Source organism: Streptomyces sp. NPDC048507 (genome assembly GCF_043199995.1).
GTDB lineage: Bacteria > Actinomycetota > Actinomycetes > Streptomycetales > Streptomycetaceae > Streptomyces.
Map to the genome: position 1 here is coordinate 86955 of NZ_JBICWZ010000017.1, position 25230 is coordinate 112184.

At 72.8% G+C, this 25230-nt stretch carries 25 protein-coding genes; 11 read left to right on the plus strand and 14 right to left on the minus strand.

Features of this window, described 5'->3' with window-relative positions:
* The first annotated feature begins 35 nt into the window (after nucleotides 1-35).
* The 6 genes from nuoI to nuoN are packed head-to-tail and all read left to right on the plus strand — an operon-like array spanning nucleotide 36 to nucleotide 6840.
* Nucleotides 36-569 (plus strand): NADH-quinone oxidoreductase subunit NuoI, encoded by a 534-nt coding sequence (nuoI, locus tag ACGFXC_RS31795; protein ID WP_393718374.1) that lies wholly within the window; start codon nucleotides 36-38, stop codon nucleotides 567-569.
* Nucleotides 566-1381: an NADH-quinone oxidoreductase subunit J gene (locus tag ACGFXC_RS31800; protein WP_393718343.1), complete on the plus strand. Its 816-nt coding sequence runs from the start codon at nucleotides 566-568 to the stop codon at nucleotides 1379-1381. The genes nuoI and ACGFXC_RS31800 overlap by 4 nt, the downstream gene beginning before the upstream one ends.
* Nucleotides 1378-1677 (plus strand): NADH-quinone oxidoreductase subunit NuoK, encoded by a 300-nt coding sequence (gene nuoK, locus ACGFXC_RS31805; protein WP_030864698.1) that lies wholly within the window; start codon nucleotides 1378-1380, stop codon nucleotides 1675-1677. Before ACGFXC_RS31800 ends, nuoK begins: the two co-directional genes overlap by 4 nt.
* A gap of 12 nt (nucleotides 1678-1689) precedes the next feature.
* Complete coding sequence (gene nuoL / locus ACGFXC_RS31810; protein WP_393718344.1) at nucleotides 1690-3585, plus strand: NADH-quinone oxidoreductase subunit L; 1896 nt, start codon at nucleotides 1690-1692, stop codon at nucleotides 3583-3585.
* A 1-nt stretch (nucleotide 3586) separates the two neighbouring features.
* Nucleotides 3587-5188 carry an NADH-quinone oxidoreductase subunit M gene (locus ACGFXC_RS31815; protein WP_393718345.1) on the plus strand — a complete coding sequence of 534 codons (1602 nt, stop codon included), beginning with the start codon at nucleotides 3587-3589 and terminating at the stop codon, nucleotides 5186-5188.
* A 23-nt stretch (nucleotides 5189-5211) separates the two neighbouring features.
* Nucleotides 5212-6840, plus strand: a complete 1629-nt coding sequence (nuoN, locus tag ACGFXC_RS31820; protein ID WP_393718375.1) for an NADH-quinone oxidoreductase subunit NuoN — start codon at nucleotides 5212-5214, stop codon at nucleotides 6838-6840.
* Nucleotides 6841-6897: 57 nt separating this feature from the next.
* On the opposite strand, the gene ACGFXC_RS31825 is transcribed toward nuoN, so the two are convergent.
* The 10 genes from ACGFXC_RS31825 to fahA all read right to left on the minus strand — a co-directional run bounded on the left by ACGFXC_RS31825 (nucleotide 6898) and on the right by fahA (nucleotide 17242).
* Nucleotides 6898-7497, minus strand: coding sequence for a Uma2 family endonuclease (locus ACGFXC_RS31825; RefSeq protein ID WP_393718346.1), 600 nt, complete (start codon nucleotides 7495-7497; stop codon nucleotides 6898-6900).
* 108 nt (nucleotides 7498-7605) lie between these two features.
* A complete protein-coding gene (locus ACGFXC_RS31830; RefSeq protein ID WP_393718347.1) occupies nucleotides 7606-8220 on the minus strand; it encodes a hypothetical protein in 615 nt (204 codons plus the stop codon).
* Nucleotides 8221-8312: 92 nt separating this feature from the next.
* A complete protein-coding gene (locus ACGFXC_RS31835; RefSeq protein WP_393718348.1) occupies nucleotides 8313-8942 on the minus strand; it encodes a hypothetical protein in 630 nt (209 codons plus the stop codon).
* Between the two features lie 58 nt (nucleotides 8943-9000).
* Nucleotides 9001-11757: a fumarate reductase/succinate dehydrogenase flavoprotein subunit gene (locus ACGFXC_RS31840; RefSeq protein WP_393718349.1), complete on the minus strand. Its 2757-nt coding sequence runs from the start codon at nucleotides 11755-11757 to the stop codon at nucleotides 9001-9003.
* A 63-nt stretch (nucleotides 11758-11820) separates the two neighbouring features.
* The gene (locus ACGFXC_RS31845) at nucleotides 11821-12561 is read right to left on the minus strand and encodes an ABC transporter ATP-binding protein (protein ID WP_393718350.1); all 741 of its coding nucleotides are present in this window, start codon (nucleotides 12559-12561) and stop codon (nucleotides 11821-11823) included.
* Entirely contained in the window at nucleotides 12558-13457 is a 900-nt protein-coding gene (locus tag ACGFXC_RS31850) for an ABC transporter permease (RefSeq protein WP_393718351.1), read from the minus strand. The genes ACGFXC_RS31845 and ACGFXC_RS31850 overlap by 4 nt, the downstream gene beginning before the upstream one ends.
* Nucleotides 13454-14800, minus strand: coding sequence for an ABC transporter substrate-binding protein (locus ACGFXC_RS31855; RefSeq protein ID WP_393718352.1), 1347 nt, complete (start codon nucleotides 14798-14800; stop codon nucleotides 13454-13456). Before ACGFXC_RS31855 ends, ACGFXC_RS31850 begins: the two co-directional genes overlap by 4 nt.
* A 14-nt stretch (nucleotides 14801-14814) precedes the next feature.
* Nucleotides 14815-15042, minus strand: a complete 228-nt coding sequence (locus ACGFXC_RS31860; protein ID WP_393718353.1) for a ferredoxin family protein — start codon at nucleotides 15040-15042, stop codon at nucleotides 14815-14817.
* A 67-nt stretch (nucleotides 15043-15109) separates the two neighbouring features.
* Nucleotides 15110-15880 (minus strand): GntR family transcriptional regulator, encoded by a 771-nt coding sequence (locus ACGFXC_RS31865; RefSeq protein ID WP_393718354.1) that lies wholly within the window; start codon nucleotides 15878-15880, stop codon nucleotides 15110-15112.
* A 132-nt stretch (nucleotides 15881-16012) separates the two neighbouring features.
* A complete protein-coding gene (fahA, locus tag ACGFXC_RS31870; RefSeq protein ID WP_393718355.1) occupies nucleotides 16013-17242 on the minus strand; it encodes a fumarylacetoacetase in 1230 nt (409 codons plus the stop codon).
* 141 nt (nucleotides 17243-17383) lie between these two features.
* Between fahA and ACGFXC_RS31875 the strand changes: the two genes are divergently transcribed.
* Complete coding sequence (locus ACGFXC_RS31875; protein WP_393718356.1) at nucleotides 17384-18190, plus strand: HAD family hydrolase; 807 nt, start codon at nucleotides 17384-17386, stop codon at nucleotides 18188-18190.
* Here ACGFXC_RS31875 and ACGFXC_RS31880 read toward each other — a convergent pair.
* Together ACGFXC_RS31880 and ACGFXC_RS31885 are read right to left on the minus strand one after the other, a co-directional pair.
* Nucleotides 18181-18555, minus strand: a complete 375-nt coding sequence (locus tag ACGFXC_RS31880) for a hypothetical protein (RefSeq protein WP_393718357.1) — start codon at nucleotides 18553-18555, stop codon at nucleotides 18181-18183. The genes ACGFXC_RS31875 and ACGFXC_RS31880 overlap by 10 nt on opposite strands.
* Nucleotides 18556-18655: 100 nt before the next feature.
* Entirely contained in the window at nucleotides 18656-18886 is a 231-nt protein-coding gene (locus ACGFXC_RS31885) for a hypothetical protein (RefSeq protein ID WP_393718358.1), read from the minus strand.
* Between the two features lie 115 nt (nucleotides 18887-19001).
* Between ACGFXC_RS31885 and ACGFXC_RS31890 the strand changes: the two genes are divergently transcribed.
* The 3 genes from ACGFXC_RS31890 to ACGFXC_RS31900 are packed head-to-tail and all read left to right on the plus strand — an operon-like array spanning nucleotide 19002 to nucleotide 20244.
* A complete protein-coding gene (locus ACGFXC_RS31890) occupies nucleotides 19002-19838 on the plus strand; it encodes a Scr1 family TA system antitoxin-like transcriptional regulator (protein WP_393718359.1) in 837 nt (278 codons plus the stop codon).
* The gene (locus tag ACGFXC_RS31895) at nucleotides 19835-20029 is read left to right on the plus strand and encodes a DUF397 domain-containing protein (RefSeq protein ID WP_393718360.1); all 195 of its coding nucleotides are present in this window, start codon (nucleotides 19835-19837) and stop codon (nucleotides 20027-20029) included. Before ACGFXC_RS31890 ends, ACGFXC_RS31895 begins: the two co-directional genes overlap by 4 nt.
* 20 nt (nucleotides 20030-20049) lie before the next feature.
* Nucleotides 20050-20244 (plus strand): DUF397 domain-containing protein, encoded by a 195-nt coding sequence (locus ACGFXC_RS31900; protein WP_393718361.1) that lies wholly within the window; start codon nucleotides 20050-20052, stop codon nucleotides 20242-20244.
* Nucleotides 20245-20264: 20 nt separating this feature from the next.
* Here ACGFXC_RS31900 and ACGFXC_RS31905 read toward each other — a convergent pair whose 3' ends face one another.
* Both ACGFXC_RS31905 and ACGFXC_RS31910 read right to left on the minus strand, forming a co-directional pair.
* Nucleotides 20265-22271, minus strand: a complete 2007-nt coding sequence (locus tag ACGFXC_RS31905; RefSeq protein ID WP_393718362.1) for a CocE/NonD family hydrolase — start codon at nucleotides 22269-22271, stop codon at nucleotides 20265-20267.
* Nucleotides 22272-22293: 22 nt separating this feature from the next.
* Complete coding sequence (locus tag ACGFXC_RS31910; RefSeq protein WP_393718363.1) at nucleotides 22294-23811, minus strand: peptide MFS transporter; 1518 nt, start codon at nucleotides 23809-23811, stop codon at nucleotides 22294-22296.
* A 190-nt stretch (nucleotides 23812-24001) separates the two neighbouring features.
* Here ACGFXC_RS31910 and ACGFXC_RS31915 point away from each other — a divergent pair, with 190 nt between their 5' ends.
* Nucleotides 24002-25012 carry a polyprenyl synthetase family protein gene (locus tag ACGFXC_RS31915; protein WP_393718364.1) on the plus strand — a complete coding sequence of 337 codons (1011 nt, stop codon included), beginning with the start codon at nucleotides 24002-24004 and terminating at the stop codon, nucleotides 25010-25012.
* The last annotated feature ends 218 nt before the right edge of the window (nucleotides 25013-25230 follow it).

The following is a 25230-nucleotide window of genomic DNA, read 5'->3' on the forward strand; positions in this document are numbered from 1 at the left end:
ACCCGGTCGCCGGGTTCGGCGTGACCTTCAAGGCCATGTTCAAGAAGCGCCTCACCGAGCAGTACCCGGAGCAGGAGAAGACGACCGCTCCGCGCTTCCACGGACGCCACCAGCTCAACCGCCACCCCGACGGTCTGGAGAAGTGCATCGGGTGCGAGCTGTGCGCCTGGGCCTGTCCCGCCGACGCGATCTACGTGGAGGGCGCGGACAACACCGAGGAGGAGCGCTACTCCCCGGGCGAGCGGTACGGCCGCGTCTACCAGATCAACTACGCCCGCTGCATCCTGTGCGGGCTGTGCATCGAGGCGTGCCCCACGCGGGCGCTGACGATGACGAACGAGTTCGAGCTGGCCGACTCCAGCCGCGAGGCGCTGATCTACACCAAGGACCAGCTGCTGGCCGGCCTGACCGAGGGCATGGTCGAGTCCCCGCACTCGATCTTCCCGGGCACGGACGAGCAGGACTACTACCGCGGGCTGGTGACGGAGGCCGCTCCGGGCACCGTCCGGCAGGTGGCCGTCTCCAAGGGCGAGAGCGCCGCCGGCTCGGACGGGGAGGTACGGGCATGAGCGCCCTCGCAGCCGCAGGCGCCACCCTGACCTCCACCGGCGAGGCCGTGCAGTTCTGGGTGCTGGGCACCGTCGCCGTGATCGGCGCGCTGTGCACGATCCTGATGAAGAAGGCCGTCCACAGCGCCCTCTGCCTCGCCGGGACGATGATCATCCTGGCGGTCTTCTACCTCGCCAACGGGGCGTACTTCCTGGGCGTCGTCCAGGTCGTCGTCTACACCGGCGCGATCATGATGCTCTTCCTCTTCGTGGTCATGCTCGTCGGCGTCACGGCGGCCGACTCGCTGAAGGAGACCATCAAGGGGCAGCGCTGGCTCGCCGCCCTGTGCGGCCTGGGCTTCGGCGTCCTGCTGATCGCGGGCATCGCCAACGCCCGGCTCACGCACTTCAACGGGCTCGGCCGGGTCAACTCCGCCGGGCACGTCGAGGGCCTCGCCGAACTGATCTTCACCCGCTACATCTTCGCGTTCGAGATCACCGGCGCCCTGCTGATCACGGCGGCCGTCGGCGCGATGGTGCTCACCCACCGCGAGCGCACCGAGCGCGCCGCCACCCAGCGCGAACTCGCCGAGCGGCGCGTGCGCGAGGGCGTCCAGCTCCCGCCGCTGCCCGCCCCCGGCGTCTACGCCCGGCACAACGCGGTGGACGTCGCCGGCCTGCTCCCGGACGGCACCCCGTCCGAGCTGACCGTCAGCAAGACCCTGCGCGCCCGCGGCCAGATCCGCGACGTGTCGGGCCAGGCCATGGACGACCTCAAGGCGCTGGAACAGCGCTCCGCGGAGCGTCTGGGCCGTGAGGAGGCATCGAAGTGAACCCGGTCAACTACCTGTACCTGGCGGCGCTGCTGTTCACCATCGGCGCGGCCGGGGTGCTCATCCGCAAGAACGCGATCGTGCTGTTCATGTGCGTCGAGCTGATGCTCAACGCCTGCAACCTCGCCTTCGTGGCCTTCTCCCGGATGCACGGCAACCTCGACGGACAGATCATCGCGTTCTTCACGATGGTCGTCGCCGCCGCGGAGGTCGTGGTGGGCCTCGCGATCATCGTGTCGCTGTTCCGTACCCGCCACTCGGCCTCGGTCGACGACGCCAGCCTGATGAAGCTGTAAGGGGCGTTCACAGTGGAGAATCTGATTGCGCTGCTGATCGCCGCGCCCCTGCTCGGAGCGGTGGTGCTGCTCTGCGGCGGCCGCCGCCTCGACAAGGCGGGGCACTGGCTCGGCACCTTGTTCGCCGCGGTCTCCTTCGGGATCGGCGTGGCCCTGTTCGCCGACATGCTCGGCCGGGGCGCCGAGGACCGCACCCTGCACCAGCGGCTGTTCACCTGGATCCCCGTCGAGGGCTTCCAGGCCGACATGGGCTTCCAGCTGGACCAGCTGTCGATGACCTTCGTCCTGCTGATCTCCGGGGTCGGCACGCTCATCCACGTCTACTCCATCGGCTACATGGAGCACGACGAGCGCCGCCGCCGCTTCTTCGGCTACCTCAACCTGTTCGTCGCGGCGATGCTGCTGCTCGTCCTCGCCGACAACTACCTCCTGCTCTACTTCGGCTGGGAGGGCGTGGGCCTGGCCTCGTACCTGCTGATCGGCTTCTGGCAGCACAAGCCCAGCGCGGCCACCGCCGCGAAGAAGGCCTTCCTCGTCAACCGCGTCGGCGACATCGGCCTGTCGATCGCGATCATGCTGATGTTCACCACCTTCGGGACCTTCGCCTTCGGGCCGGTCTTCGGCGCGGTGGGCGAGGCCACCGAGGGCAAGCTGACGGCGATCGGCCTGATGCTGCTGCTGGCCGCCTGCGGCAAGTCGGCGCAGGTGCCGCTGCAGTCCTGGCTGGGCGACGCGATGGAGGGCCCGACCCCGGTCTCGGCCCTGATCCACGCGGCGACGATGGTCACCGCCGGCGTGTACCTGATCGTCCGCTCGGGCGCGATCTTCAACGGGGCGCCGGACGCCCAGCTGGTGGTCACCGTCGTCGGCGCGGTCACCCTGATCTTCGGTGCGGTCGTCGGTTGCGCGAAGGACGACATCAAGAAGGCCCTCGCCGGATCCACGATGTCGCAGATCGGCTACATGATCCTCGCCGCGGGCCTCGGCCCCATCGGCTACGTCTTCGCGATCATGCACCTGGTCACGCACGGCTTCTTCAAGGCGGGCCTCTTCCTCGGCGCCGGTTCCGTGATGCACGGGATGAACGACGAGGTGGACATGCGCAAGTACGGCGCCCTGCGCCGGTACATGCCGGTCACCTTCGTGACCTTCGGCCTCGGCTACCTCGCCATCATCGGCTTCCCGGGCCTGTCCGGCTTCTTCTCCAAGGACAAGATCATCGAGGCGGCCTTCGCGAAGGGCGGCACCGAGGGCTGGATCCTCGGCGGCGTGGCCCTGCTGGGCGCGGCGATCACCGCCTTCTACATGACCCGCGTCATGCTCCTCACCTTCTTCGGCGAGAAGCGCTGGCAGCCCGACGCCGAGGGCCACGCGCCGCACCCCCACGAGTCCCCGAAGTCGATGACCGTCCCGATGATCGTGCTCGCCTTCGGATCGGTCTTCGCGGGCGGCCTCTTCTCGGTCGGCGACCGCTTCCTGAAGTGGCTGGAGCCCGTCACCGGGCACGAGCACGGCAACCCGCCCATCGGCGCGCTGACCGTGACCCTGTCCACGATGGTGGTCCTCGTGATCGGTGTGGGCATCGCCTGGGCGATGTACGGCAGGAAGCCCGTCCCCGTCCTCGCCCCGCGCGGCTCCCTCCTGACCCGGGCGGCCCGGCGGGACCTGTACCAGGACGACTTCAACCACGTGGTCCTCGTACGCGGCGGCGAGCACCTGACCCGCTCGCTCGTCTACCTGGACCACAGCCTGGTCGACGGAGTGGTCAACGGCACGGCCGCCTCGGTCGGCGGGCTCTCGGGCCGGCTGCGCAAGCTGCAGAACGGCTACGCCCGCAGCTACGCGGTCTCGATGTTCGGGGGCACGGCGATCCTCATCGCCGCGACCCTGCTGATGAGGGCGGTGTGAGATGAGTTTCCCGCTTCTGACGGTGACGGCGGCCGTGCCCGCGGTCGGCGCGGTCCTCACGGCGGCCGTCCCGGCCGCCCGCAGGACCGCCGCCAAGTGGCTCGCGCTGCTGTTCTCCCTGGCCACACTGGCCCTGGCCGTGCTGGTCGCGGTCCGCTTCGAACCCGGTGGCGACCGCTACCAGCTCACCGAGTCCCACGCCTGGATCAAGGACTTCGGCGTCCGCTACGAACTGGGCGTCGACGGCATCGCGGTGGTGCTGATCGCCCTCACCGCCCTGCTCATCCCCTTCGTGATCGGCGCCGGCTGGAACGACGCCGACCCGCTGGAGACGCACTCCTCGCGCTGGCGGCCGACGCAGGGCTTCTTCGCCCTGATCCTCATGGTCGAGGCGATGGTGATCATCTCCTTCGAGGCCACCGACGTCTTCCTGTTCTACGTCTTCTTCGAAGCCATGCTCATCCCGATGTACTTCCTCATCGGCGGCTTCGGCGACCGGGCGCACTCCGGGAGCGAGGAGAACGCGGCCGCGCAGCGCTCGTACGCGGCGGTCAAGTTCCTCCTCTACAACCTGGTCGGCGGCCTGATCATGCTGGCCGCCGTCATCGGCCTCTACGTCGTCGCCGGGAACTTCTCCCTCCAGGAGATCGCCGCCGCCCGCGCGGCCGGCACCCTCGACATGGCCACCAACACCGAACGGCTGCTCTTCCTCGGGTTCTTCTTCGCCTTCGCGGTGAAGGCCCCGCTGTGGCCGCTGCACACCTGGCTGCCCAACGCGATGGGCGAGGCCACCGCCCCGGTCGCCGTCCTCATCACCGCGGTCGTCGACAAGGTCGGCACCTTCGCGATGCTCCGCTTCTGCCTCGGGCTCTTCCCCGAAGCCAGCAAGTGGGCCACCCCGGTGATCCTGGTCCTCGCCCTGATCAGCATCGTCTACGGCGCGCTGCTCGCGGTCGGCCAGCGGGACATCAAGCGGCTGGTCGCCTACGCCTCGATCTCGCACTTCGGGTTCATCATCCTCGGCATCTTCGCGATGACCTCGCAGGGCCAGTCGGGCGCCACGCTCTACATGGTCAACCACGGGATCTCCACGGCGGCGCTGATGCTGGTCGCCGGGTTCCTGATCTCGCGCCGCGGCTCCCGGCTCATCGCCGACTACGGCGGCGTGCAGAAGGTGGCCCCGGTCCTCGCCGGCACCTTCCTGATCGGCGGCCTCGCCACCCTGTCCCTGCCCGGCCTCGCGCCGTTCGTCAGCGAGTTCCTCGTCCTGGTCGGCACCTTCGCCCGCTACCCGGCCGTCGGCATCATCGCCACCGTCGGGATCGTGCTGGCGGCCCTCTACACGCTGGTGCTCTACCAGCGCACCATGACGGGCCCCGTCCGGGAGGAGGTCCGCACCATGCCGGACCTGCGCCTGCGCGAGGTCCTCGTGGTCGCCCCGCTGATCGCGCTGCTGATCGGGCTGGGCGTCTACCCGAAGGTGCTCACCGACATCGTCAACCCGGCGGTGGAGCACACCATGTCGGACGTGAAGCAGACCGACCCGAAGCCCGAGGTGGCCGTCGACGCGGGCACCGCCAAGAAGGGGGAGGCGGCCAAGTGAGCACCGCGACTGCTGCCCAGGGCCTGCTGACACTGGCGGCCAACGGACCGGCCGACCGGATCCCGGCCCCGCACATCGAGTACGCCCAGCTCGCGCCCACGCTGATCGTGGTGGGCGCGGCCATCCTCGGAGTCCTCGTCGAGGCCTTCGTCCCGCGCAAGTCCCGCTACTACGTCCAGGTGTTCCTCTCGGTCATCGCCCTGGCGGCGGCGTTCGCGGCGGTCGTCGCCCTCGCCGCGGGCGGCTACGGCAGCACCAAGGCGCACATCGCGGCCATGGGCGCCATCGCCGTGGACGGCCCGGCCCTGTTCCTCCAGGGCACCATCCTGCTGGCGTCGGTCGTGGCCGTGTTCACCTTCGCCGAGCGCCGCCTGGACCCGGTGGCCCACGGCAGCCGGGTGGACTCCTTCGCCGCGCAGGCCGCGTCCGTGCCGGGCAGCGACAGCGAGAAGGCCGCCGTCAAGGCCGGGTTCACCACCACCGAGGTCTTCCCGCTGGCCCTGTTCGCCATCGCCGGCATGCTGATCTTCCCGGCGGCGAACGACCTGCTGACGCTGTTCATCGCGCTGGAGGTTTTCTCCCTCCCGCTGTACCTGCTCTGCGCCCTCGCCCGCCGCCAGCGGCTGATGTCGCAGGAGGCCGCGGTGAAGTACTTCCTGCTCGGCGCCTTCTCCTCCGCCTTCCTGCTCTTCGGCATCGCCCTGCTCTACGGCTACGCGGGCTCGGTCTCCTACGCGGTGATCGCCGACGTCGTGGACGGCACCGTCGCCAAGCTCGACCCGGCGCTCGCCTCCACCATGGGCAACGACGTGCTGCTGCTGATCGGCGGCGCGCTGATCCTGATGGGCCTGCTCTTCAAGGTCGGCGCGGTCCCCTTCCACATGTGGACCCCGGACGTCTACCAGGGCGCCCCGACCCCGGTCACCGGCTTCATGGCGGCGGCGACGAAGGTGGCCGCCTTCGGCGCGCTGCTGCGGCTGCTGTACGTGGTGCTGCCCGGCCTGCGCTGGGACTGGCGGCCGGTGATGTGGGGGGTCGCGATCGTCACGATGCTCGCGGGCGCGGTGATCGCCGTGACCCAGACCGACGTGAAGCGGCTGCTGGCGTACTCCTCGATCGCGCACGCGGGCTTCATCCTGGCCGGTGTCATCGCCACCTCGGCGGAGGGCGTCCAGGCGGTGCTGTTCTACCTGGCCGCGTACTCCTTCGTGACGATCGGCGCCTTCGCGGTGGTCACGCTGGTGCGGGACGCGGGCGGCGAGGCGACCCACCTGTCCAAGTGGGCGGGCCTGGGCCGGCGCTCGCCGCTCACCGCGGCCGTGTTCGCGGTGTTCCTGCTGGCCTTCGCGGGCATCCCGCTGACCTCCGGCTTCGCGGGCAAGTTCGCCGTGTTCAAGGCGGCCGCGGAGGGCGGTGCCGGGGCGCTGGTCGTGGTCGGTGTCCTGTCGTCCGCGATCGCCGCGTTCTTCTACATCCGGGTGATCGTGCTGATGTTCTTCAGCGAGCCGAAGGCCGACGGCCCGACCGTGGCCGTCCCCTCGCCGCTGACGATGACGACCATCGCGGTCGGCGTCGCGGTCACCCTGGTGCTGGGTCTGGCCCCGCAGTACTTCCTGGACCTGGCGGGCCAGGCGAGCACGTTCGTGCGCTGAGCGGATCCACCGCGTGACGGGGCCCGGCCCCCCTTCGGGGGAGCCGGGCCCTCTTGTTCACGCGGGGCGGGGCCGCCTCGTGGTGATCTCTGCGAGATCGAGGTCGATGGGGAAGGGGACGGAGACCCTCAGCCGGTCGTGGAAGATGCCGGTGGCGACGTATTTCCCAGTGGCCGGGTCGATTTCGTAGACGTACACGACCGCCCGTCCGTCCACGTTCTCGACGCGCCAGAAGTGGGGGATCGCAGCCCGTGCGTATTTGGCCGGCTTGGTCTCGCGATCCCGGTCGACCGATTCCGGAGACACGACCTCGATGGCCAGGAGAACGGACTCGGCGGGCAGGCGGGTCTGTTCGAGGCCGTGGCTGTCATCTTCTCGGAACACGATGACATCGGGTTCGGGACGGTTGTGCCGGTCGATGTCGATCGTGAACTCGCGGAGGACGCCAAGGGACTCGGGGACCCGGGACCGCAGTTCCCAGGTCAGATGGTCGACCGTTTCGGAGTGGAATCGGGTCTGCGGACTCACGAAGATCAGGCTGCCGTCGATCAGCTCCGTGTGCGGAGGCAGATGCGGAAGCGTGTCCAGGTCGTCGGCAGTCCAGCCGCCCGGCGGGGGGATCGGCCAGCTGTGTTCCGGGTTCATCAGTGCTCCCATGAGCCGGAGTCTCGCGGACGCGGCCAGCATAGGGCCGGGGGTCCGCGGAACGCCGTCCTTCCGGGTGAGGCATATGTGGTGAGCACTTGACGGACCGGCGGGGCCGGGCTAGTGGCCGTGGGCGTGCTCCGAGGCCGCGGCGCCCGGGACCTTCGGGGGCTTGTTGGGGCAGGGCAGGGCCGGGTTCCAGTTGTGGAAGCGGCCCGCCGGGTTCTTCTCGTACGCCCACATGTGCAGGTCGTAGTGCTTGGGCATGCCCGCCCAGTGCCCGGGCATCGGCCCGTCGAAGGGCAGCCCGAACATGCTGGGCCGGTCGTCGGTGGTCTTCAGGTCCTGGTCGCGGTCGGTGGACATCCACTCCACCGTCTGGAGCTTGCGCCGGCCCTTGCTGTCCTTGGTGTAGCTGTAGAGCAGGGCGGTCGGCCTGGCGGGGTCCTTGGAACCCCAGTTGGCTTGCTTGACGTAGTGGTAGCCCATGGAGCCCACCCCGAACGGGTTGCTCATGCAGGCCTCGCCGTGCGGGACGTACCCGTCCTTGATGGCCTCCCGCTCGTCCACGTACTTGGCCGTCACCCGGATCGCCGTCGCCATGTCCCGCATCGCCTGCCGGTTGCGCGGGTCGGGTGCCGGACCGTCGACCGCCTGGGCCGGGGCGACGGCGGCCAGGCCGAGCGACACGGCGGCCGCGCAGACGAGGACGGGCTTCAGGCTGCGTACGGGCATCGGTACTCCTGGTGACGTGGGGCCGTTTCGTCCACCATCCCGGCACCCCCGGGGCCCTGCACGCGGCGGACGTCCGAACGGGGGCCGACCGGTCAGGAGGCGGGCGCGGCCGTCGCCGGGCGGGGCCGGGTGGTGCCGGGGCGGCAGGCGACCGAGGTGTTGAACGGCTCGAAGCGGCCCGCCGGATTGTCCTTCCACAGCCACAGGTGCAGCGAGTAGTGCACCTTCTGGCCCGGGTAGCGGGGCGGCAGCGGGCCGCGGAAGGGCTCCCCGAACAGCGAGGGCCGGTCGTCGTCGGTGTCCACCCGGCCGTCCTTGTCCACCACCATCCACTCCAGGCCCGCCAGCCGCCAGCGGCCCTTGCCGTCGCCCTCGTAGAGCAGGGCGGTGGGCTTGGCCGGGTCCAGGGAGCCGTCGTACGCGTGGTTGAAGTGCGGGTAGCCGAGGGCGCCGGTGCCGCCGGGCTCGGGGTTCACGACGCAGTACTTGTCCGGGACGTAGCCGGCCCCGACGCCCGTCTCGTGCCGGTGGTACTTCGCGGTGGCCCGGTAGGCCAGCGCCAGCTGGGCGCGGGGGGTGAGCCGGGCGGAGGCCTGCGCCCCGGCGGCGGGCGGGACGGGGGCGGGCGCGGCGGTGGCGCTGGCGGCGGCGGACGGCGCGGCCGCCAGCGCGGCGGCGGCCGCGAGCGCCGCCGGGATGAGCTTCGCGTTGCGAGGGAGCATGCGAGCAGCGTCGCTTCGCCCGCGCCGCCCCGCCACGGGTGGGGGAGCGTACGGGTGGTCAGGCCGCCCGTGCGGCGTAGGCGCGGACATCGGCGTCGGTGTCGGCGACGGCCGTGGCCAGCGCGGCCCGCGCCCCGGGGGCGTCCCGGTGGGCGAGCAGGGCCAGCACGGCGGCCTTGCGGACATCGGCCTCCGGGTCGGCCAGGGCCCCGGCGAGCGGGGCCACCGCGGTGGCGGGCGGGGCCGCGGACAGCGCCGCCGCCGCGCCCGCGCGGACCTGCCAGGCCGGATCCCCGAGCGCCGCCACGGCGAGCTCCGCGTACCCGGGCGGGCACCCGGTGGCGGCGAGCGCCCCCAGCGCGGCCCCGCGCACGAGCGGATCCCCGTCCCGCAACAGCGGCCCGAGCGCCTCGTGCACGCCCTGCGGCCCGGCGCCGGGGCGGGCGGTGACGGAGGCGAGGCCCTTGGCGACGGCGACGCGGACCTCGCGGGCCGGGTCCGCGGCGGCCGCCGCCAGCTCCGGGACGGCGTCCACCGAGACCAGGGCCCGTACGGCGTGGACGCGGACCTCCGGTTCGGGGTCGGCCAGCGCCGCCGCGTACAGCGGGGCGTCGCCCAGCCGCAGCGCGCGCAGGGCCTCCAGGGCGGCCGCCCGCACGGCCCGGTCGGGCACGGCGAGCGCGGCGCGCAGCCCGGCGTCCAGCCCGGGGTCGCCCGGCAGCACCTCCAGCAGCTCGCGCAGCGCGCCCGCGGCCGCCGCCCGTACGGAGGCGGCCCCGTCCCCGAGCCGGGCGGCCAGCGCGGGACCGGCCCCGTCGGGGACGGTCTCCCCGACGGCGGCGACGGCGGCGGCCCGCACCGCCGGGTCCGGGTCCTCCAGGTACGGCCGCAGCGCCGCCAGCTCGGGGGCCTCCTCGGCGAGCGCGAGCAGTTCCAGGATCCGCGGGGAGCCCCCGGGCCCGGCGCCCCGCGCGCCGGGCTCCGCCCCGCCGGGCTCCCCGGCCGCCGCCGCCGGGGAGCCCGCCGCCGCCCCGGAGCCCGGCGCACCGGCCCCGGCCACCGCCACCGGCGTCAGGCGGACCTCGCCCAGCAGCCGCGACGGCCCGCCCCGGGGGGTGAACTCCGCGACCGGGACCACGTACGGCTCGACCGGCCGGGCCGTGAACTCCATCCCGCCCGAGGCCGACTTGCGCAGGTCCAGGTGGTACAGCCAGTCCTCGTCGTCGCGCAGCGGATGGTCCAGGCGCTCGTGGTAGAGCCCCCAGCGGGACTCCGTGCGGGCCAGCGAGGCCCGCGCCGCCATCTCGGCGCAGTCCCGGATGAAGGACACCTCCGCGCAGCGCATCAGTTCGTGCGGCGTCGCCGCCCCCATCCCGGCCAGCTCGTGCGTCATCCGGTCGAAGGCCTCCACCGCCAGCGACAGCCGCGCGCCCGTCTTCGGCGGAGCCACGTAGTCGTTCACGAACCGCCGGAGCTTGTACTCCACCTGCGGCTGCGGCGGCCCGTCCGGGTTGCGCAGCGGGCGGTACACCAGCTCGTGCGCGGCGGCGAGCTGATCGGCCGGCAGCTCGCCCTCGTAGGCGCGGTGGCGCGCGGCGTCCGCGCCGGCCAGGTCCCCGAAGACGAACGCCCCGATCATGTAGTTGTGCGGTACGGAGGCCAGGTCACCGGCCGCGTACAGCCGGGGCACGGTGGTGCGGGCGTGGTCGTCGACCCGTACGCCGGAGGCCGAGTGGCCGCCGCACAGGCCGATCTCCGAGATGTGCATCTCGATGTCGTGCGTGCGGTAGTCGTGGCCGCGCCCGGCGTGGAAGGTGCCGCGGGTGGGCCGCTCGGTGGTGTGCAGGATCGATTCGAGGGCGCCCACCGACTCCTCGGGGAGGTGGCTGAGCTTGAGGTACACCGGCCCCCGGTCGGAGGCGAGTTCGGCGGCGAACTCCGCCATCATCTGCCCCGACCAGTAGTCGGAGTCCACGAACCGTTCGCCGTGCCGGTTGACCTGGTAGCCGCCGAAGGGGTTGGCGACGTAGGCGCAGGCCGGGCCGTTGTAGTCCTTGATCAGCGGGTTGATCTGGAAGCACTCGATCCCGGTGAGCGCGGCGCCCGCGTGGTAGGCCATGGCGTAGCCGTCACCGGCGTTGGTCGGGTTCTCGTACGTGCCGTACAGGTATCCGGAGGCGGGCAGGCCGAGCCGGCCGCACGGCCCGGTCGCCAGGACCACCGCTCCGGCCCGGACCGTCACGAAGGCGCCGGTGCGGGTGTTGAAGGCCGCGGCCCCGATCGCCCGGCCGTCCTCGGGGGAGGTCAGGACGCGGACCGGCATCACCCGGTTCTCGATGCGGATCCGCTCGCGCATCTCGCGGCGCCGCAACTGCCGGTAGAGGACCTTCTTGACGTCCTTGCCCTCCGGCATCGGCAGCACGTACGAGCCGGAGCGGTGCACCTGGCGGACCGCGTACTCGCCGTGCTCGTCCTTCTCGAACTTCACGCCGTACGACTCCAGCCGGCGCACCATCGCGAAGCCGCGGGTGGCGGTCTGGCGCACGGTGGACTGGTCGACGATCCCGTCGTTGGCGCGGGTGATCTCGGCGACGTAGTCGTCGGGTTCGGCGCGGCCGGGCACGACGGCGTTGTTCACCCCGTCCATGCCCATGGCGAGCGCGCCGGAGTGGCGCACGTGCGCCTTCTCCAGCAGCAGGACGCTGGCCCCGCGTTCGGCGGCGGTCAGCGCGGCCATCGTGCCGGCGGTGCCGCCGCCGATGACGAGGACGTCGCAGGAGAGTTCCTCGGCGTCGCCGATCGCGGGAATGTCCACGGTGCTGCCCTTCGGGTCTTCGGGTCTTCGGGTGTCCGGTCTTCGGGTCGCAGGCCGGAGCGGTCAGAGGGAGGCGAGGATCCGCTGCCGGAGCGCGCCGCGGTCGGCGGCGCGGGTGCGCGGGCGGGGGACGGGGAGCACCTCGCCGGTGCCCAGCAGGGCGATGCGGTCGCCGAGCCGCAGGGCCTCGTCCACGTCGTGGGTGACGAAGACGACGGTGGCCCCGGTGCCGGCCAGGACCTCCACGAGGAGGTCCTGCATCCCGGCGCGGGTCTGGGCGTCGAGCGCCCCGAACGGTTCGTCCATCAGGACGGCCCGGGGCCGCGCGGCGAGGGCGCGGGCCAGCTGGACGCGCTGGCGCTGGCCGCCGGAGAGCTGGTGCGGCAGCTTGTGGGCGTGCTCCGCGAGGCCGACCCGCTCCAGCCACTGCCCGGCGGTGCGCCGCCGCTCGGCGCGCGCGGCGGGGCGTCCGGCGGCGGGCCGCCGGATGGCCAGGGGGAGTTCGACGTTGGCCCGTACGGTCCGCCAGGGCAGCAGGGCGTCGTCCTGGAAGACCAGCGCCCGGTCGGCGCCGGGCCCGGTGACGGGCCGTCCGTCCTGCTCGACGCTTCCGCCGAGCGGCGCCAGCAGCCCGGCGAGGGTCCGCAGCAGCGTCGACTTGCCGCATCCGGACGGGCCGACGACGGCCAGCACCTCCCCCGCTTCGACGCTCAGGTCGACGCCGTCGAGGACGACGCCCCCGCCGTGTCCGAGCCGGGCCCCGCGCAGTGCGAGGGCCGCCCCGGTGGTGGTGGTCGTGCTCATGGGCTCACCCCTTCGGTCAGGTCCCGTCCGGCCGAGGCCGCTGCCGGGAGCCGGTCGGACGCGGGCCGCGGGGTCCGGGTGCCGGGTGCGGCCGGGCGGCGGCGGGCGGGAGGTTCCGGGCGGGGCGGGGCGGCGCGCGAGGGGAGCCAGCGCGTCAGGCGCCGGCCCGTCCGCTCCACCAGCGTCGAGGTGAGCCAGCCCAGCGCCCCGATGGTGACCATGCCGGCGAAGACGCCGGGGTAGTCCACCACCGTGTAGTCCTGCCAGGTCCGGTAGCCGACCCCGTACTCGCCGGAGATCATCTCGGCGGAGATCACACAGATCCAGGACACCCCGATCCCCACCGACAGCCCGCCGAAGATGCCCGGCAGCGCCCCCGGCAGGACCACCGAGAACAGCACCCGCAGCCGCCCGCCGCCCATCGTGAGCACGGCCTCCTCCCACACCGGGGACAGCGCGGCCACCGCGTGCCGGGTCGAGACCAGCACCGGGAAGAAGGCCGCCGCGCAGGTGATGAAGACGATCCCCTGCTCGTTGGACGGGAACAGCAGGATCGCCACCGGCACCAGCGCGATGGCCGGGATCGGCCGCAGCACCTCCAGCACCGGCGTCAGCAGGTCGCAGGCGAGCCGGGAGCGGGCCACCGCGGTGCCCGCCGCCACGCCCAGGAGGGCGGCCAGCGCGAATCCCGTCACGATCCGCCGGAGGCTGTCCGCCAGGTCCTGCCAGTACGGTCCCGCCGACGCCCGCGAGACGAGCTCGGCGGCCACCTCCCCGGCCGTCGGGAACTGTTCGAACCGCAGCCACAGGTGCACGTCCCAGATGGTCAGCGCCTGCCACAGCAGCAGCGCCGCCAGCAGGGAGGCGGCCCGCAGGGCCCGCCGCGCGGGGGTCATCCGGCGAGCCCGGTGGCCTCGGCGAAGCTCACGATCCGCGCCCCGGAGGCACGGTGGGCCTCCACGTACGCCCGCGCGCCCGCCGCCGTCATGAAGGCGCGCGGCTCGCTCCCCTCCACGACCCACACCGCCCGGTCGGCGAACCAGAGGGTCCCGGTCCGCGCGTCCGGTACGTACGCCGCCCGGACGTCGGCCCCGCGGGCGGCCCTGAGGAGCTCGCGCGGGGAGTCGTAGGTCCGGGTGCCCGCCTGCCCCCTCAGCCACAGTTCCGGCCGGGCGGGGACCGCGGGCGGGTAGGCCGCGCCGCCCCGGGCCGTGGCGCGGCGCAGCGGCTCCGGGTCCACGAAGGCGTCCACGTCCACGTCGCCCACCAGCGCGGCCTCCTTCAGCACCGGCACGTCCGCCTTCAGCGCCGCGATCAGCTCGGGCCGCAGGGCCGGGTCGAAGGCGGCGATGCCGTTCGCGCCGTTGTAGAGGTAGACCACCTCCGCCGGGAGGCCGGTCTCCTTCGCCACCGATTCGGCGGCGGCCACCGGTTCGGCGCGCAGGTACGCCGTCGCCCGGCCCTGGGCCCGCAGGAAGTCCTCCAGCACCCCGGGCCGCCGGTCGGCGAAGCGCTGGCGGACGGTGACCCCGTGGAAGGTGGGGACGTTCAGCTCGGCGCCGTCGTAGAGGGCCTTCGCCCGCCCTTCGAAGGCGAGCTGTCCCGGCCAGGCCACGAACTGCGAGAGGGCGTCGGCGCTGCCCGCCTGGAGGGCCGAAGCGCCCACGCTGGGCTGCTGGTTGAGTTTCTGGACGCCCTTCGAGGGGTCGATCCCGGCCTGCTGGAGGGCCCGTACGAGGGTGCCGTCGGCGGCCGAGCCCACGCTGGTGGACACCTTCTTGCCGCGCAGGTCCGCCACGGACTCCAGCTTCGAGTCCGGTGCGGTGACGATGGTGTTGAGGCCGCCGCGCAGGTTGTAGCCGGTCACCGAGACCAGCCGGGTGGGCTGCTTCAGTTCCTTGCCGCGCGCCGCGTTGATCAGGAGCGGGAAGTCCCCCATCGAGCCGATGTCCACCTTCCCGGCGGTCATCTGGGCGGTGATCGGCGCGCCGGTCGCGTAGTCCTGCCAGTCCACCCGGTAGGTGACGCCCTCGCGTTCGCCGCGCGCGGCGAGCTCCTGCTCGAAGTAGCCCAGCGAGCGCAGCAGGGTTCCGGCGGTGACGGTGTTGATGGTCTTGGACTGGTAGCCGACGGTCACGGTGACCGTCTTGTCCGCCGCGGCCCCGGAGGCCTGTCCGCAGGCGCCGGCGAGCGGGGCGAGCAGCAGGACGAGGGCGGGTGCGAGGGTTCTCGTGCGCATCGCGGGGGCGCCCTTCACCGGAGCAGGTAGGGCATGTTGACGGTGACCGCGCCCGTGGGGCAGCGGGCGGCGCAGGGGCCGCAGTACCAGCACTCGTCGACGTGCATGTACGCCGTGCCGTCCTCCTCGCGCAGGGCGAGCGAGTCGAGCGGACACATGTCGACGCAGAGGGTGCAGCCTTCGATGCACAGGGAGGCGTCGATGGTCACGGGTACGTCGGCGCGCTGGGGGACCACGGGCATGGCTGTCTCCGGTCTCCGGGAAGGAAGGGCGGGGGTGGGGGGGGCGGGGGTGGGGGAGGGGGCGGTGTCACCGGGTGCGGCGCAGCAGGCCGCTCATGGTGATGCGGTCGCCGCGGAAGCGGATGAACTCCAGGTCCACGGGCCGCCCGTCGGCGAGGTGGGTGAGCCGCTCCAGCATCAGGACGGCGGCCCCGCGCGGGGCCTGGAGGACGGCGGCGGAGTGCGCGTCGGCGTTGACGGCCTCGACGGTGATCTCGGCGTGGCCCAGTGGCTGTCCGGTGAGCTCCTCCAGCAGCCGGAACACGTCGGTGTGTTCCAGGTCGCAGTCCAGGAGGGCGGCGCCGATGTCCAGCGGGAGGTAGGTGAGGTCGAGGGAGAGCGGCAGGCCGTTGAGCCGGCGCAGGCGTTCGATGTAGAGCACGTCGGAGTGCTCGGGCAGGCCCAGCCGGCCGGCGACGGGCGCGGGGGCCCGGACGGGGCCCGCCGTGCGGACCTCGTTGGTGACCTCGCCGTGCTCGTGCAGGGTTTCCGCGAGGCCCTGGAGGCGGTCGAGGCCGTGCGGGTACTTCTCGCAGACGACGACGGTGCCCACGCCCGGCCGGCGCTCGACGAGGCCTTCGCCGCGCAGCAGGTCCAGGGCCTGGCGGACGGTGTTGCGCCCGGCGCCGTAGTCGGCGGCGAGGCTGTCCTCCAGGGGCAGCACCCCGCCGGGGAAACCGCCGGTCAGGATCTGGTGGCGCAGCAGGTCGGCGAGCTGGCGCGCCAGGTCCGCGCGCAGCCGCCGGCGGCGCGCGGCGGCGACCGGGACGGTGTGGGCACTGGTGCGTTCGGCTGGCATGGCAGGGAACGTACCGGCGGTGCGGGGGCCGTGGTGTTGCCGCAGTGTTGCGCCACCAAAGGGCCCGGGCGCACGGCTGTGAGCTGCGGTTTTCCCGAGGTGGCGGCGAGATCCGCCACCCCGGGGGACGGGTCAGTGCCGGGCGGGGGCGATCCGGCCGGTGACCTCGCCGAGGCCGACGCGGGTGCCGTCGGCGCCGGGCGCCCAGGCGGTGAGGGTGACGGTGTCGCCGTCCTCCAGGAAGGTGCGCTTGCCGTCGGCGAGCTCGATGGCGTCGCGGCCGTTCCAGGTGAGCTCCAGCAGGGAGCCGCGCTGGCCGGTCTCGGGGCCGCTGACGGTGCCGGAGCCGTAGACGTCGCCGGTGCGCAGGGAGGCGCCGTTGACGGTCATGTGGGCCAGCTGCTGGGCGGCGGTCCAGTACATCGAGGCGAACGGCGGCTCGGCCACCGCCTGCCCGTTGATCGAGACGGTGATGTGCAGGTCGAAGCCGCCGGGGCGGTCGGCGTCGGCGTCGTCCAGGTAGGGCAGGAGCGGGAAGTCCCGGGCGGGCGGGGCGACCCGGGCGGCGTCCAGGGCCTCCAGGGGCGTCACCCAGGCGGAGACGGAGGTGGCGAAGGACTTGCCGAGGAAGGGGCCCAGCGGGACGTACTCCCAGGCCTGGATGTCCCGCGCGGACCAGTCGTTGAGCAGGAACAGCCCGAAGACGTGGTCCTCGAAGTCGGCGAGCGGCACCGGGACGCCGAGCTCGGAGCCGGTGCCGACGACGAAGCCGACCTCGGCCTCGATGTCGAGCTTCACGGACGGGCCGAAGACGGGCGCCGGGTCGGTGGGCGCCTTGCGCTGGCCCGAGGGGCGCACGACGTCGGTGCCCGAGACGACGACGGTGCCCGAGCGGCCGTGGTAACCGATCGGCAGGTGCTTCCAGTTGGGGGTCAGCGCGTCGCCGTCCGGGCGGAAGATCTTGCCGACGTTGGTGGCGTGGTGCTCGCTCGCGTAGAAGTCGACGTAGTCGGCGACCTCGTACGGCAGGTGCATGGTGACGGCGTCGAGCGGGAGGAGGTGCGGCTCGACGGTCTCGCGGTGGCCGGGGTCGGTGACCCAGGCGGTCAGCGCGCGGCGCACGTCGCGCCAGGCGGTGCGGCCCGCGTCGAACAGCGGGTTCAGCGAGCCCTGGAGGAGCAGCCCGGCGTACGGGGAGCCGAGGGCGTGGGCGACGGCCCCCGCGTCGAGCACGAAGGCGCCGATCCGGACGCCGACCCGGCGCCTGCCCGGCTCGTCGGCGGTGGAGAACACGCCGTACGGGAGGTTGTGCGGCCCGAACGGGTCGCCCTCGGGGACATCGAGGGGGCTCTGCTGGGGCATGGGATGCTGCCTCGCTTTCGACGCGGTCCGGGGGTGTCCCGGGGGCTGGTTGACACGTTACGTGGCTGGTGGGGTCTGTGGGAGGCCGGATTCCTGCGCTATTTGTAGGACTTGTCCGCAGGGGTCCGTATCCTTGGCGCCGTGACTTCCGCCCTCCCCCCCGCCCTGATCGCCACCGACCTGGACGGGACTCTGCTGTGCGCCGGAGACACCGTCTCCGCCCGCTCGTACGCGGCGCTCGCGAGGGCGCGCGCGGCGGGCGCCCACCACATCGTCGTCACCGGCCGCCCCGTTCCCCAGGTCCGGCACGTCCTGGACGGGCTCGGCTACGCGGGGCTGGCGGTGTGCGGGCAGGGCGCACAGCTCTACGACACGGCGCGCGGCGCCCTGCTGCACTCCGTCTCCATGGACCGCGAGCTGGCGGAGGTCGCCCTCGGCAAGATCGAGGCGGAGATCGGCGAGGTCTACGCCGCCGTCAACCAGGAGGGGCTGTACGGGGAGACCCTCATGGGCCCCGGTTACCGCGTCTGGCACCCCCACCTGCCCATGGTCCGGGTGCGGCGCCGGGACGACCTCTGGGCGGAGCCGATCATCAAGGTGCTGCTCCAGCACCCGCGGCTGGGCGACGACGAGCTGACCCGGGTCGCGCGGGCGGTGGCCGGGGACCTGGTGAACGTCACCATGGCCGGGGAACACACCGTCGAGCTCCAGCCCCCGGGCGTCGACAAGGCCCTCGGGCTGGCCCGGGCGGCGGAGGTCCTGGAGCTGGCGGCGGCCCGGGCGGTCGCCTTCGGCGACATGCCGAACGACGTCCCGATGTTCGCCTGGGCGGCCCACGGGGTGGCCATGGCCAACGCGCACCGGGAGCTGCTGGCCGTCGCGGACGAGGTGACCCTCTCGAACGAGGCCGACGGCGTCGCGGTGGTGCTGGAGCGGCTCTACGCCTGAGGCGGGGCCGGGCTCATCCCGGTGGCCCACAGCGGGGTCAGCTCCCAGGTGTGCGCGCCCGGGTGGGACAGGTACGACCAGCAGACCGGGCCGCGCCGGGTGGCGGCCGGACAGTCGGGGAGCGTGAGGACGGTTTCCGGCCAGCCCGCGTCCGGCCCGGCCCACTGGGCCCACAGGGCCCGGCCCGAGCCGGAGTCGTGGACCAGGTCCATGTGCGGCCCGGCGTGGCTTTCGAGCACGCACCGCAGTTCGGGGCCGTCCGCGAGGACGGCCCGCAGGACGCGGGCGTTCCCGCAGAGCAGCTCGGCGAGGGCGTCGAGGTGGGCGGCCGACAGCAGGCCGCGCGCCCCGCACGCCTCCCTCACGCGAGCCACCCCCGCGCGACGACCCAGGCCACGCAGCAGATCCAGGCGGCGGCGCCCAGCGTCACGGCGACCGCCGCCCACGCGTCCCCGCGGCCGTCCCTCACAGCAGCCCCTCCGTGCTGCGGGCGTTGCGCCGGGCGGTCTCGGCGCGCAGCCGCTCCATGGGGTCGGCGAGCCGCACCGCGGCCGGCTCCGCCTCCCACTCGGGCCCCCCGCGCACGGGCCGCAGCGACCAGTACGGACCGGCGAGTCCCCGGAACTCCCCGACGCGGTCCGCGCGGCCGGTGTCCACGACGAAGGTTCCGGGGACGGGGGGCGGGGGAAGGGGCATTCCACACATGGCGGTTCCTCTCCGTAGCTGCATCGCTACCAGGTGCGTTCAGACTGGCCCGCCCGGGGGAATGGTTCAACTTGCCAGGAACGAACGGAAGATTGGTCACGAGCCTGTGAACCGTAAGGAGTTGAACCCCGAGGCCGGCCCCGAGGCCGCCTACGGGGCGCGTTTGCGCCGCTCGCGCGAGGAGCGCCGCTGGACGCAGGAGCAGCTCGGGGGGCGGATGGGGTTCTCCGCCACGCACATCTCGGCCGTGGAAACCGGCCGCAAGATTTCGACTCTGCGTTTCTCGACCAGTGCGGACGCGGTCTTCGGCCTCGCCGGAACCGAGGACACGTTCGAACGCCAGTGGCGCGAGATCCGGCACGGCGTCCTGCTGGAGGGCTTCCCGGAGTTCCTCGGCTACGAGAGCCGGGCGGCGGAGATCCGGCTGTACGAGGTCGGCGTCATACCGGGCCTGCTCCAGACGCCGGAGTACGCGACGGTCGTCACCGAGAGCACCGTGAAGCGCGGGGCCATCACAGCGGATCAGGCGGGCGAACGGATCGCCGTCATCGCGGGGAGGCAAGCCTCGCTGCGGCGCACGCCGCCTCCCGTGGTCTTCGCGGTCCTCGACGAGAGCTGCCTGCGTCGACCCATCGGCGGACCCGACGTCATGCGGGACCAGTTCACGCGGCTGCTGGAATTCGCCGAGCTGCCGAACACGGTGCTTCAGATCGCTCCGTTCACCATGGGGGAGCGGCGTCCGCTCAGCCTGCCGTTTACCGTGCTCACGCTGCAAGACCGCTCGATCATGTCCTACGCGGAATCCGCCCAACGGGGCCATCTGGAGCGGGAGAACAACTCTGTAGTGCCCATGCTGACGGCCTACCATCAGCTCCAGGCCGAAGCGCATACCCAGGCGACTTCAGTGGCCATGATCGAGCAGCTTAGAAAGGGCACGTCGTGACGACCGAATCCCCCCGCTGGTTCACGTCCTCCTACAGCGAAAACGGCGGCCAGTGCGTCGAGGTCGCCACCAACCTCGTCGCCTCGCGCGGTGTCGTCCCCGTCCGGGACTCCAAGCGGGACGACAGCCCCGTGCTCGGCTTCACCGCCGCCGCGTTCGCGGCGTTCGTGGACGGCGTCAAGGCCGTCTGATCCTCCGGAAGGGAAACCCCGTGACGACCGAATCCCCCCGCTGGTTCACGTCCTCCTACAGCGACAACGGCGGCGCGTGCGTCGAGGTGGCCACCAACCTCGTCGCCGCGCGCGGCCTCGTACCCGTCCGGGACTCCAAGTGCGCGGACGGGCCGGTGGTGGACGTGTCCGCCGCCGCGTTCGCCGCGTTCGTGGACGGCCTCAAGGCCGTCTGAGCCCCCCGCCCCCCGCGCGGCTAGCCGGCCGTGCGGGGGAGGCGGCGTTCCCAGGTGCGGTGGAAGACGACCTCGTCGCCCTCCCGGCACACCACCTCGTTGGACGTCAGGAAGCCGCCCTCGTCGCAGGAGATCTCCGAGCGGGTCTCCACCCGGGCGTCCCAGCCCTCCTGCGGCCGGTGCAGCCGGATCCGCCAGTCGCTGCGGGTCCGGGCCGACAGGGCGTCGCCGTCCTCGATCTCGTAGACCTCCGCCGCGTCCTCGGAGAACTCCAGCCCGTCCGGGTACACGCGGGTGCCCCCGTAGCGGGGGTCGACCTCCAGGCGCCAGGAGCCGCGCGCCACGTCCCGTACGACCAGCCGCTCCGGGCGCGGCCCGTCCAGCGTGTCCGGGTAGACCACCGCCAGCGGCTCCGCCTGCTCGGGCGCCTCGAAGACGATCCCGTCGTCCGTCGAGGGCGACGCCGCCCGGACGGGGAGCTCCAGCGTGCTGCCCTCCGGGTCCACGGTCCAGCCCGCCTCCGAGCCGGCCCGCGGCCAGATCCACGGCCAGTACGCCGACGACAACGCGAGGCGGATCCGGTGACCCGGCGGAAAGGTGTGGCCGATGCCGTTCAGCGCGAAGGTGACGTCCTCCTGCGCGCCGGGCGTCCACGGGAGCGCCCGCTCGCGCCCCCGGCGCGCCGAGAGGTTCAGCGCGCCCCGGGTGACCAGGGTCGAGGACCCGTCGGGGGCGATGTCGCACAGCCGGGCCACGACCTGCCCGTACGGGACGTCCATCCGCAGCCGCAGGGTCACCGAGGGGCGGCCCAGGATCTCCACCGGCTCGTCCGGGGCCACCGGGAACTCGAAGCACGCCGACTTCGCGTCCTCCTCGCGCTGGTCCGGCGGCAGGTCGGCGTCGTTGCCGAAGGGGAAGAAGCGGCCCGCGTCCAGCCCGGTGTGCTGCGGCGAGGCGACCACCACCGGGGGGCCCTGGAGCCCGTAGGAGACCGGGACGACCGTGGGGGAGGGCCAGGCCCGGTCGCCGACCCAGCGGCCCTCCAGACGCTCGTACACGGTCGCCGGGGGGTGCGACTCGCTGATCCAGGAGCGCAGCAGCGGCTCCTCCATGACGCCGTTGTCCTCGCCCTTGAGCCAGTGGTCCCACCAGCGCAGGGTCTCCTGGAGGAAGCCGATGGCCGGGCCCGGCGGCAGCCCCCGGTCGGGGTACTGGTGCGACCAGGGGCCGATCAGCCCCCGGACCCGGTTCGCGGGCAGCGCGGAGACCAGCCGCAGCACCGTGTCCCGGTAGGGGTCGTGCCAGCCGCCCACCGCGAGGACGGCCGCCCGCACCGCCCCGTAGTCCTCGCAGACGCTGCCGTGGCGCCAGTAGTCGTCGCGGGTCTGGTGCGCGAGCCAGGTGTGGATCAGGGGTTCCACGCCCTCCAGCCGCTCCAGCCACTGCGCGCGCCAGCCGTCCCCGGCGTAGTGGGGGTCGGGCGGGCGGCAGGCGAAGGCCAGCATGGTGGCGGCCCAGGCGTGCATGTCCACGGCGAGCACGGAGCCGCCCATGTAGTGCACGTCGTTGTCGTAGCGGTCGTCGGTGGAGCAGACGGTGACGACGGCCTTGAGGGCCTCGGGGGCCAGCGCGGCGATCTGGAGGCTGTTGAAGCCGCCCCAGGAGATGCCGAACATGCCGACCGCGCCGGTGCACCAGGGCTGGGCCGCGAGCCACTCCACGACCGCGACCCCGTCGGCCAGCTCCCGGGCGTCGTACTCGTCGCCGGGCAGGCCGCCGCTGTTGCCGTGGCCGCGCACGTCGACGCGTACGGAGGCGTAGCCGTGGCCCGCGTACCAGGGGTGGCGCTGGGCGTCGCGCGGGGCCGTCCAGTCGGTCAGCCGGTACGGGAGGTACTCCAGCAGGGCCGGGACGGGCCCGCCGGTCACCGGGCGCCAGATCCGGGCGTACAGCTCGACGCCGTCGGGCATCGGGATCCGGACGTCCTCGTGGGCGGCCGCGTACGGGAAGTCGGTACGGATGATCATCGGAGTCGGTTCACCGGGCCCCTCAGTGGACGGGATGCATGGTGCGGCGCAGCCAGGGCGCCATGGCGATCACGGCGAGGCCGACCGCGACCGCGATGGCGCCGTTGACGCCGAAGTAGGCGGGGTTGGAGACGTGGCCGTAGACCTTGACGACCTGGGCCTGGATGCCGTTGGCGAGGGCCAGCGAGAGGAACCACAGGGCCATCGTCTGGCTCGCGTAGGCCTTGGGGGCGAGTTTCGTGGTGGCGGACATGCCGGAGGTCTCCAGCAGGACGTCGCCGAGCCCCAGCAGCAGGTACGAGCCGACGATCCACCAGGCGGCCATCTTGTACGCGTCCCCGGCGTGGCCGGAGGTGGGGATCACCATCAGCAGGAACGACAGGCCGCCCAGGATCACCCCGATGGCGATCTTGTTGGAGGCGTGCGGCTGGCGGGGGCCCATCCGCGACCAGAGCGCGGCCACCACCGGGGCGAGGGCCACCTCGAAGGCGCCGAGGGCGGAGGCGTACCAGCCGGCCGGGAAGTGGAAGCCGAGGATCTCGGTCCGGGCGTTGGTCGAGGCCAGCAGCATCATCGTCGAGTAGGCCTGGAAGAGGATGAAGTTGAAGGCGACGGAGGCCAGGAAGAGGACCACGTACGGGCGCAGCCGGGTGCGTTCCTCGCGGGTGACGCGCGGGCTGCGGAACATGACCGCGAAGTACACGACCGGCGCGATCACCGAGACCAGGGTCAGGACGTCGACGAACCGGCCCATCGTCAACCAGCCGACGACCGACAGCAGGGTGGCGATGACGGCGAACGCGAGCAGGCCGCCGACGATCCACCACACCGCGCGGCGCATCGCGTCGGGGGCCAGCGCGTACTCGGCCGAGTGTTTGCGTCCGGCCAGATGGCGGCGGCCCAGGACGTACTGGACCAGCCCGAAGGTCATGCCGATGGCGGCGGCGGAGAAGCCCCAGTGCCAGCCCTCGTGCTCGCCCAGCCAGGCGGTGATGAGCGGGCCGGCGAAGGCGCCGATGTTGATGCCCATGTAGTAGAGGGCGAAGCCGGCGTCGCGGCGCTGGTCGTCCGTCCGGTACAGCTTGCCGACCATGCTGGCCACGTTGGGCTTGAGCAGGCCGGTGCCCGCGCTGATCAGGCCGAGGCCCACCCAGGTCATGACGCCCGTGGGCACGGCCATGGCGTAGTGCCCGCAGGCGATCAGGATGCCGCCGGTGAGCACGGCGCGGTAGGAACCGAGGATGCGGTCGGCGAGCCACCCGCCGGCCACGGAGACGAGGTAGACCATGGTCCCGTACGCGGCCGAGACGGACGCGGCGGTGGCGGGATCCATCCCCAGGCCGCCGTGTGCGACCGTGTCGGCGAAGTAGAGGACGAGGATGGCCTGCATGCCCAGGAAGGAGAACCGCTCCCAGACCTCCAGCCCGGAGAGCGTGGCCAGCCCCCTCGGGTGCCCGAGGAAGGCGTGGTCGTCTCCGGGGGGCGGCTGGTCCGCCTCGGGGTCCCCGGGCTCGTCTATGTCGGTCGCAGATCTGGACAAAACACATTCTCCGGTTGTTTCGGCTTCCTCTGAACATACCGGTGCGCATCGGGCGATGCGCGCGTGGCGACCGGGCAGGCGCTCTGGGTGATCGAAAACGGACCGGATACGCTGGCTTGAGTGATGGCAGCGACACATCGACAATCCAGGTGATCGTCAGCGTGATCGTCAGCAGACAGGAGTACCCCTCGTGACCGTCGTCGGGCCGTTCGGACTGAGCGTGCGGGACCAGGCTCTTGAAACCGATGTCCAGGCCGGACTGGCCGCCGTCGAGGCGGGTCTGCTGGAAGCCACCAAGAGCGAAGTCCCCTTCATCACCGAGGCGGCGCAGCACCTCGTGCGCGCCGGAGGCAAGCGCTTCCGGCCCCTGCTGGTGATGCTCGCCTCCCGCTTCGGCGACCCCTACGCCCCCGGGATCGTCCCTTCCGCGGTGGTCGTGGAGCTCACGCACCTCGCCACCCTCTACCACGACGACGTCATGGACGAGGCGGACGTGCGCCGCGGCGTGGAGAGCGCGAACGCCCGCTGGGGCAACTCCGTGGCCGTCCTGACGGGTGACTTCCTCTTCGCCCGCGCCTCGCACATCCTGGCCGACCTCGGACCCGAGGCCGTCCGCATCCAGGCCGAGGCCTTCGAGCGGCTGGTGACCGGCCAGATCCTGGAGACCGCCGGCCCGCGCGACGGCCGCGACCCGGTCGCCCACTACCTCGACGTCATCGCGGGCAAGACCGGCTCGCTGATCGCGGTCTCCGGCCGCTTCGGCGCGCTGATGTCCGGCGCCGACGAGTCCGTCGTCGACATCCTGACCCAGTACGGCGAGCGCCTCGGCACCGCCTTCCAGCTCGCCGACGACGTCCTCGACATCGCCTCCGACTCGCACGAGTCCGGCAAGACCCCCGGCACCGACCTGCGCGAGGGCATCCCGACCCTGCCCGTGCTGCTGCTGCGCGAGCGGGCCGCGCGCGAGGGCCTTCCGGAGGACCTGGAACTCGTACGCCTGCTCGACGGGGACCTGACGGACGACGCCCTGCACGCCGAGGTCCTGGCCCGGCTGCGGGTGCACCCCGCCCTGGAGCAGGCCCGCCGCGACACCATCCGCTACGCCGAGGAGGCGCGCGCCACGCTCGCCCCCCTGCCGGAGTGCTTCGCGAAGGCGGCCCTGGAGGAACTGTGCGACGCGGTGGTCCACCGCGCCGGCTGAGCGCCGGCGCGCACCGCGGAACGGGCCCCCGCGCCCCCGGCGACCCCTACGGGTCGGGGGCGGGGGGCCCGGCGCGTGTCATCCCACGGTCGTACGCGCGGTTGGCCCCCGGGGCTGACGCCCCGGAGCCGCCGATTTGGTCATATGGAGTCATCGAACCCCACCGGATCGGGTGAGCGCGGTGACGCGGGGGTCACCGCCGTAGACACAGAGGGCAG